The sequence below is a fragment of the Mesorhizobium sp. M7A.F.Ca.ET.027.03.2.1 genome, assembly GCF_003999175.1.
Lineage (GTDB): Bacteria > Pseudomonadota > Alphaproteobacteria > Rhizobiales > Rhizobiaceae > Mesorhizobium.
Genome location: NZ_RZOM01000515.1, coordinates 1 through 4207 on the forward strand (window position 1 = coordinate 1; position 4207 = coordinate 4207).

Genomic DNA, 4207 nt, shown 5'->3' on the forward strand with positions numbered 1-4207 from the left:
CATAGAGACTGTCCTCCAGCCCGACACGGACATTGCCGCCCATGGCCGCCGCGATCGAGATCAGCGGCATCTGCTGACGGCCGGCGGCCAGCACGGAGAACTGGTAGCTGTCGCCGAACAATTTGTCGGCGATCCGCTTCATATGGACGAGATTGTCGGGATCGGCGCCGATGCCGCCCAGAATGCCCAGCACGAACTGGATGAACAATGGGCCAGACACCAGCCCTCGGTCGCGGAAATGCGCCAGCGAGTAGAGATGGCCAACATCGTAGCATTCGAATTCGAAGCGCGTGCCGCAGCCCTTGCCCAGCCTCTCCAGCACGCCCTCCATATCGGCAAACGTGTTCTTGAAGATGGTGTCGCGCGTCGCTTCGAGCAGCTTCGGCTCCCATTCGTGCTGCCATTCCCTCGGCCTGTCGAGCATCGGGAACAGCGCGAAATTCATCGAGCCCATATTGAGCGAGCACATTTCGGGTTCGGCCCGCAAAGGGGCTGCCAGCCGCTGATCGAGCGTCATCAGCGATGAGCCACCGGTGGTGATGTTGATCACCGCATCGGTCGCCTGCTTGATGCGCGGCAAAAACTGCATGTAGACGTCCGGATCGGCGGTCGGGCGGCCATCCCTCGGGTCGCGGGCGTGCAGATGCAGGATCGAGGCCCCGGCTTCCGCAGCGGCGATCGCCTCAGTGGCAATCTGGTCCGGCGTCACCGGCAGATAGGGCGACATCGACGGCGTGTGCACCGAGCCGGTGACGGCGCAGGTGATGATGACTTTTCTAGGCGCCATCTTTGTCGCCTCAGCCTTCGACCGGCAGGTCGAGTTCGGCAGCCAGCGACTCCAGCGAGTCGCCGATGATGGAAACGATCTCGCCGACCTGTTCGCTGGTGACGATCATCGGCGGCGCGACCATGAAATTGTCGCCGTCGACGCCGCCCTTGACCCTGCGGCCATAGATGATCAGCCCGCGCTCATAGGCGAGGTCGAGCAGCCGCTGCGTGGCTTTCTTGGTCTGGTCGATCGGCCTCAGCGTCTCTGGATCAGCAACCATCTGGGCGCCGGTGAGCAGGCCCTTGCCGCGCACGTCGGCGATGAACGGAAACCGCTTCGCCAGCCCCTTCAGCTCGTCCATCAGCACGTCGCCCATGGCGGCCGCATTGGCGATCAGGCCAAGCCGGTCCATTTCACCGAGCACGGCAAGCCCGGCGGCGCAGGCCAGCGGATTGCCGGCATAGGTGTGGCCGTGCTGGAAGCCGCCGGAGTCAAGCAGCGGCTGCACCAGCCGCATCGGGGCGGCGAGCGCGCCAAGCGGCGCATAGCCCGAACCCAGCCCCTTCGACAGCGCGACGATGTCGGGCTTGCAGTTCCAATGGTCGCCGCCTAGGAATTTGCCGGTGCGGCCGGCGCCGCTCATCACTTCATCGTGGATGAGCAGGATGCCGTAGCGGTCGCAGATCTCGCGGATGCGCGGATAATAGCTGTCCGGCGCGACCAGTGCCGCGGTCGCCGCACCGCCGATCGGCTCCATGATGAAAGCGACCACGCTGTCTGGACCTTCCGCAAGAATCTTCTCCTCCAGCATGTCGGCATAGCGGATGCCGCGCTGGTCCATCGAGAGGTTGTCGCGGTCGCGCCAGGCATTCGGCGCCGGCACGGTCGGCATCGCCCGCATCATCGGCTCGAACGTTTCGGCCAGCGCATCGTCGCCGGTAATCGAGAGCGAACCCAGCGTACCGCCATGGTAGGAGGGGAAACGCGTGATAACCTTCCAGCGGCTGGCCTGGCCGGTGGCGACGGCCCATTGCCGCGCCAGCTTGATGCAGGATTCCGTCGCTTCCGAGCCGCCCGAGACGAAGAAGATGCGGTCCATGCCTTCCGGCAGCTTGCCGGCCAGTTCGCGTGCCAGCTCCTCGGCCGGCTCGTTCTCGAAATGCAGCCGATAGGCAAAGGTGGCGCGGTCCATCTGCCGCTTCATGGCATCGAGCACGTTGCGGTTGGAGTGGCCGATATTGGCGACCATCGGGCCGCTCGAGCCGTCGATGAAGCGGCGGCCGTCCTGCGTCCACATATAGATGCCCTCGGCGCGGTCGATCAGCGGCCGGCGCAGGCTGGACAGATAGAACAGATGCGAGTCTCGCCGGGCGTCGGTGGCTTGCGCGGCGGTCTGGACTTTCGACATGTCAGGGCTTTCCGAGATAACGATCGAGGACATTTTTGGTGACGCGTTCGACCATCGGGTCCTGTCTTAGCAGGCCGGCGACCCATTCGCAGCTTCCGGCGTGGAACACCTCGCCCTTGCCGCGCGGGAAATTGACGATCATGCCGTTGCCGCGTTTGACCTTTTCCAGATTGGCGTCGCTCGCCTCGCCGAACAGCGTCTCGGCGGTGAAGCGGCCATCCTCGTCGGTGAGGAACTGGTCCTCGATCGGGATATCGGCGCTTTCCTCGACCTGGGATGCCATGCCGACGGCGAGAACCTGCAAGCCGTCTGGCGCGCCGCTGGTGGCGGTTGGGTAGGGCAGGCCGCCGCGTATCTCGAAGTCGAGCCCGTCGACCTCATAGCCATAGACATGGCTGTCGGCCCCCAACAGGTCACCATAGTAGATGCCGGTGCCGGCAAAGGCCCAGTGCTCGGGCCGGTAGACCGGAAAACCACGCACGCCGCGCGGCGCGCAGCCGCCCCAACCGGTATAGACCCCGCGCGTCGCGTTGAGCCCGAAGGTAGCCGAACCCGGCCGGCCGATTTCCGGCGCTTCCCAGGAATTGGTGGCGCGGGTGACGTCGCCGCCTGGGAGATAGGCCGGGTCTTCGGCACGCGAGCGATATTTGTAGCAGACCTGCCGGCGGCCCTCGTCCTCAAGCCGCGTCTGCCACATGAAGTTACCGGCAAAGCGCGCCGCATGACCACCACGCTCGACATAGGCGTCGACGGCATCGCGCATTTCCCAGGTCCAATATTCGTCGTGGCCGACGAAGACGGCGCAGTCGTAGCCGTCGAGAATTTCCGGCGAAAAATGCAGATCGTGCTGGCTGGCGAGATCGACTTGATAGCCGGCTCGCTCGGCAAAGCGGAAGAAATGGCTGTCATAGCTGGCCCAACCCGACGATCCGTACTTTTTCGAATGGCCTGTGGCGAGCGCCCATTCCATGTGCGGATAGCGCGGGATCGTCTTGGGCGGTACGGCGACTTCCAGCGGCACGCGCGGCGCATCTTTCGGCAGCACGACGAAGCCACGGCACCAGGGGCGCTGTGTCGACACGATGGGCGAGTATTGGTTGCGGTCCGGCCCGGTAATGCCCTGGTAGTGGTTGGAACCGCCCCAGGTGTTGTAGGCCAGCCAGGTGCCCGTCGCCGCCACCTGCAGCACACGGCCGGGTTTACGGCCCGGCTGCGGGCTGACGATAAAAATATGGTGGCATTGGATCGGCTTGCCGTCGCGCCCGTCGGCGGTCAGCGTGACCCGATAGGCGCAGGACGGCCAGTCCGCCCCGACGCGAAATTCGAAGGATGCGTCCCAGCCGCAGCCTTCAGCCGAACACTGGTCGGGTGTGTCCTGCCGGCGTGCCGCGATGCCCGATTTTTCGAACACTTTGGTCTCGCTGCCGCCATCCCGGGTGATTGTCATGCCGAAGTTCGGAGCTGTCGAACTGACATGCAACGCCACCGTTTCGCCGGCGCGATAGGAAAACCGGTCGCTGTAGCACCAGATCTCGCCGCGCTCGCCATCCATCCCCGGCCATTCGTAATAATGGCCACGCACCGCGTGGCGGCGCTGCTCCGGCGTCAGTCCGAAATCGGGGAATTCGGTCGGCAGATGGGTCATGAACACCTGAAAAGGTCGAGGGCCGCCATTTCGGCGATCTGCCGGTCACGCGTCAAATAGAAACGATCGGGCCAGCATTCGTTAGCCGCACCCTTGGCCGCCTCCATCAAACGGACTATCTCAGGGGAGGCGGCGTTTCCGCCACGGGGGTCGGAATGCTCAGAGTGCAAAAGGTCAAGGTCGACGAGATCTACGTGCCGACGGCGCGCAAGAAGACGCTGCATCCCGAGACCGTCCGCCATCTGGCCGAGGACATTTTGGAAAACGGCATGAAGACGCCGATCCAGGTCCGCCATGACGGCAAGCGCCACATCCTCGTCGAAGGCCTGCACCGGCTCGAGGCGGCAAGGTGGCTCGGCGAGACCGAGATCGAGGCTTATCTGGT

At 64.4% G+C, this 4207-nt stretch carries 4 protein-coding genes; 1 reads left to right on the top strand and 3 read right to left on the bottom strand.

Annotated elements, in window-relative coordinates; genetic code table 11:
• From EN750_RS21095 to EN750_RS21105, 3 genes are all read right to left on the bottom strand, one after another.
• A partial coding sequence (locus tag EN750_RS21095; protein WP_145967809.1) for a 3-keto-5-aminohexanoate cleavage protein occupies positions 1-787 on the bottom strand: 787 nt, incomplete at its 3' end.
• Between the two features lie 10 nt (positions 788-797).
• Positions 798-2177, bottom strand: coding sequence for an aspartate aminotransferase family protein (locus EN750_RS21100; RefSeq protein ID WP_127397535.1), 1380 nt, complete (start codon positions 2175-2177; stop codon positions 798-800).
• Between the two features lies 1 nt (position 2178).
• A complete protein-coding gene (locus EN750_RS21105; protein ID WP_127397536.1) occupies positions 2179-3822 on the bottom strand; it encodes a N,N-dimethylformamidase beta subunit family domain-containing protein in 1644 nt (547 codons plus the stop codon).
• Between the two features lie 155 nt (positions 3823-3977).
• On the opposite strand from EN750_RS21105, the gene EN750_RS21110 reads away from it, so the two are divergent.
• A partial coding sequence (locus EN750_RS21110) for a ParB N-terminal domain-containing protein (protein WP_127397537.1) occupies positions 3978-4207 on the top strand: 230 nt, incomplete at its 3' end.